Below are 227 nucleotides of genomic sequence, written 5' to 3'. Positions count from 1 at the left end.
AGGCATACACACCCGCCCCATCGCTACACAGCACCGCATCCGGTGACACCAACGGCTTCAACACCGCGATGACCGTCTCGGCATCTATTTTTTCCAACTGGAAATCTGCATGGTGGCCTGCACGGTCTTGTACCACCATCACCGGGATGTAATCTGGCCCGGCTCCACGAGTTCGACCTTTACCACCGCGATGACGTGGTGGACGCGGCAGTCCCCGCTGCCCCTTG

The 227-nt window shown here is 59.9% G+C and carries 1 pseudogene; it reads right to left on the bottom strand.

Features of this window, described 5'->3' with window-relative positions:
- Positions 1–227 (bottom strand): annotated as a pseudogene (locus tag L972_RS20525) (IS1595 family transposase); the annotation flags it as partial.

Source organism: Aeromonas sp. ZOR0001, from assembly GCF_000801015.1.
Lineage (GTDB): Bacteria > Pseudomonadota > Gammaproteobacteria > Enterobacterales > Aeromonadaceae > Aeromonas > Aeromonas veronii.
Note: the sequence above shows the minus strand (reverse complement) of the source record. Positions and strands in the feature narration are given on the sequence as shown.